The 3,413-nt window shown below is 75.5% G+C and carries 3 protein-coding genes and 2 pseudogenes; 2 read left to right on the plus strand and 3 right to left on the minus strand.

The window, feature by feature from the left end; translation table 11 throughout:
* The 3 genes and pseudogenes from AB0O00_RS33110 to AB0O00_RS33120 all read right to left on the minus strand — a co-directional run.
* Positions 1-648: pseudogene (locus AB0O00_RS33110) on the minus strand (two-component sensor histidine kinase); the annotation flags it as partial.
* A complete protein-coding gene (locus tag AB0O00_RS33115) occupies positions 645-1,328 on the minus strand; it encodes a response regulator transcription factor (RefSeq protein WP_363658133.1) in 684 nt (227 codons plus the stop codon). The pseudogene AB0O00_RS33110 and the gene AB0O00_RS33115, both read right to left, overlap by 4 nt.
* A gap of 45 nt (positions 1,329-1,373) precedes the next feature.
* On the minus strand, positions 1,374-2,405 hold the full coding sequence (locus tag AB0O00_RS33120) for a WYL domain-containing protein (protein ID WP_363658135.1): 1,032 nt from the start codon (positions 2,403-2,405) through the stop codon (positions 1,374-1,376).
* 59 nt (positions 2,406-2,464) lie between these two features.
* Here AB0O00_RS33120 and AB0O00_RS33125 point away from each other — a divergent pair, with 59 nt between their 5' ends.
* Both AB0O00_RS33125 and gltD read left to right on the plus strand, forming a co-directional pair.
* Positions 2,465-2,941 (plus strand): hypothetical protein, encoded by a 477-nt coding sequence (locus AB0O00_RS33125; protein WP_363658137.1) that lies wholly within the window; start codon positions 2,465-2,467, stop codon positions 2,939-2,941.
* Between the two features lie 143 nt (positions 2,942-3,084).
* Positions 3,085-3,413 (plus strand): annotated as a pseudogene (gltD, locus tag AB0O00_RS33130) (glutamate synthase); the annotation flags it as partial.

Consider the following 3,413-nt stretch of genomic DNA (forward strand, 5'->3'; position numbering starts at 1 on the left):
GTCCGTCAGGCGCACCAGGCGTCCGGTGATCCGGCGGGCGACCAGCCAGCCGGCCGCGCCCGCGAGCAGGGCGACGGCGCCCACCACGGCCACCATCTGGCCCCGCAGGGCGTACAGCAGGTCCTCGACGTCGCCGGTCTCCTGCACGACCTGGACCGCGCCACGGCCGCCGCCGAGCGAGACCACGCCGACCCGGTACGTCTCGTCCCCGAGGTGGCGCACGCCGATCACTGTCCGGGCGGACGCGCTGGCGCGGGCGAGGTCCTGGTCCTCCGGCGCGCCCGGGAGCGCGACGTGGGCCGCGCCCGGGAGCACGGCGCCCCCGGCGTCGAGGGCCTGCGCGGTGACCCGGATCGGGCGCAGCAGCTGCTCGTTGAGGCCGGTCGGCCCGTTGAAGTCGCCCGGGTACAGCGTCTGCCGCCCGACCTGGCTGCCCACCGACTGGAGGGCGGTGGCGAAGTCGGACTTCTCGTCGTCGCGGATCAGCCGGGCGGCGGCGTGGTAGCCGAGGGCGCCGATCAGCACCGCCACCAGGACGGCCAGCGCGGCGAACGCCAGCGACAAGGTGCTGCGCAGCCCCGGGCGCGGGCGGAGGCGGCGCAGGTGGAGGCCGCGCAGATGGAAGCGCAGGCGGCGCGGGCGGGTCACGAGGCGCGCAGGGTGTAGCCGACGCCGCGGACGGTGTGGATCAGCGGGGCCAGGCCGGGGCGGTCGAGCTTGCGGCGCAGGTAGCCGATGAACACCGCGAGGTTCTTGGAGCCGGGGCCGAAGTCGTAGCCCCAGATCCGCTCGTAGACGGTCGCCTGGTCGAGCACCGAGCCGGCGTGCCGGGTGAGCAGTTCGAGCAGGTCGAACTCGGTGCGGGACAGCTCCAGCTCCTCGCCGGCCCGCCAGGCCCGCCGGGCGCCCGGCTCGACCCGCAGGTCGGCGACGGCCAGGACGTCCTCGGCGGGCTGCTCCGGGGGGTTGCGGCGCAGCAGGGCGCGCAGGCGGGCGAACAGCTCGCCGACGTCGAAGGGCTTGACCAGGTAGTCGTCCGCGCCGGCGTCGAGCCCGGCGATCCGGTCCGGGACCTCGACCCGCGCGGTGAGCATCAGGACGGGCGTCCGGTCGCCGGCGGCGCGCAGCCGGCGGCAGACCTCCAGGCCGTCCGGGGCGGGCATCATCACGTCGAGGATCAGGACGTCCGGGCGCTGCTCGTCGAGGGCGGCCAGCGTCCGGGGGCCGTCGGCGGCGGTGCGCACGCGGTAGCCCTCCAGCTGCAGGGCGCGGGTGAGGGAGTCGCGGATGGCGCGGTCGTCCTCGGCGATCAGCACGGTGTGGGTCATGCGTGGGATTCTCCCTGGCGTGTGCACGGCGGTTCCAGGCGGGGGTCAAGGCTGGTGGACGGGCTCACTCGTCGGTGGCGCGGGCGTCGGGGTCCGGTCGGCGGCGCGGCCGTGAGGATGGCGGTCGGCGGCGTAGCGGTCGGCGAGGGCGCGGGCGGTGGCGGCGAGGCGGGCGCGGAGTTCGGGTGGGGCGAGGACCTCGACGTCGGTGCCGAGGGCGAGGAAGGCGGCGTGGGCCTGGTCGAGCGACTCGATCGGCAGCACGGCCCTCGTCCGGCCGTCCGGTTCGGGGGTGCCGGTGGCCTCGGCGGCGCGTGCGGCGGCGGTGCCCAGGCGGGCCGCCGCGCCCGGGGCGAGCAGGACGACGGCGTCGGCGGTGTGCAGGCGGGCGTGGAAGTCGGCCTGGTAGCCGCGCCAGTAGGGCGTCAGGGCGAAGTCGTCGGGGATGGTGAACTCCTCGTCCGTCTCGGCGAGTTCGAGGATCTGGTCGACCCGGAAGGTGCGCGGCCCCGGACCGGCGACGACGTACCAGCGGCCGGCCTTGAGGACCAGCCCGTACGGCTCCAGCCGGCGGTCGACGTCGGTCGGCACTTTCCAGCGGCGGTAGCGCACCCGCAGCGCCCGCCCGCGCCACACCGCGTCGGCGACCTGCGGCAGGAACGGCACCTCGTCGTCCTCCGCGTACCAGCCGGGCGCCTCCAGGTGGAAGCGGGTGCGCAGGCGGTCGGCGTCCGCGCGCAGCGCCGGCGGCAATGCGGCGCGCAGCTTGAGCTGGGCGGCGGCGAGGGCGGGGCCGAGCCCGAGGGCGGCGGCGGGCCCGGGCAGCCCGGCGAGGAACAGCGCCTCGGCCTCGCCCGTGTTGAGCCCGGTGAGACGGGTGCGGTAGCCGGCCAGCACCTGGTACCCGCCGCCGTGCCCGGGGTCCGCGTACAGCGGCACGCCGGCGGTCTGCAGCGCCTCGACGTCCCGGTAGACGGTGCGCACCGAGACCTCCAGCTCCTCCGCGAGCCGCTGGGCGGTCATCCGGCCGTTGGTCTGCAGCAGGAGCAGGATCGACAGCAGACGACCGGACTTCACGGGGACCCCTCGAACTTCACTGACACACGATGTCAGGGAACCCGCCTTAGCGTCCAGGCATGGCACTTGAGAACAACACCGGGCGAACCGACTTCGACTTCCTCGTGGGCGAATGGGACGTGGCCAACCGCTGCCGCGCCGACTTCCTCGACCCGCGGAGCCCGTGGGAGGAGTTCCCCGGCGTGACGCGGGGCTCGCGGCACTTCGGCGGCAACGCGAACTTCGACGAGATCGACTTCCCGACGAAGGGCTTCTCCGGGCTCACCCTGCGGCTGTACGACCCGGCGCGCGAGGAGTGGTCGCTGTACTGGTCCAGCACCCGCACGGGCACGCTGTTCCCGCCGGTCACCGGGCGGTGGGCGGACGGGCGCGGCGAGTTCTTCGGGGACGACGAGTACGACGGCACGCCGGTGCGGGCGCGGTTCGTGTGGTCGGGCGTGACGGCGGACTCGGCGCGATGGGAACAGGCCTTCTCGGCGGACGCGGGCGCGACCTGGGTGACGAACTGGATCATGGAGTTCACCCGGCGCGCGTAGTCCCGGCCGTGTTCCTGTCCCCCTCCCGGCCGTCCTCTCGGCCGCCCTCGCGCCTTGTCCTTCGTGGGCGTACGGTGGCCACACGGTGGCGCGTCCGCCGCGCCCCGGACGTCCCTGCCCGGCACGCCCCGCCGGAGGCCGCAATGGCAGACCGGATGGCCTTCTTCACCACCCCGCGCGCGGAGCGGGCGCGGCGGGACGCGCACGAGCGGGTCGGGGACTGGCACGAGGTGTACCGGCCGGGGGCGCTGCTGCCGGTCGTCGGCGGGCAGGCGGGCCGGTGCATGGACTGCGGCCTGCCGTTCTGCCACCACGCGTGCCCGCTCGGGAACATCGTGCCCGAGTGGAACCGGCTGGTGGCCGACGGGGACTGGCGGGCGGCGGCCGCGCGCCTGCTCGCGACCAACAACTTCCCCGAGTTCACCGGCCGGCTCTGCCCGGCCCCCTGCGAGAGCGCGTGCGTGCTCGCCAT

It is taken from the genome of Kitasatospora sp. NPDC093558 (assembly GCF_040683475.1).
Classification (GTDB): Bacteria; Actinomycetota; Actinomycetes; order Streptomycetales; family Streptomycetaceae; genus Kitasatospora.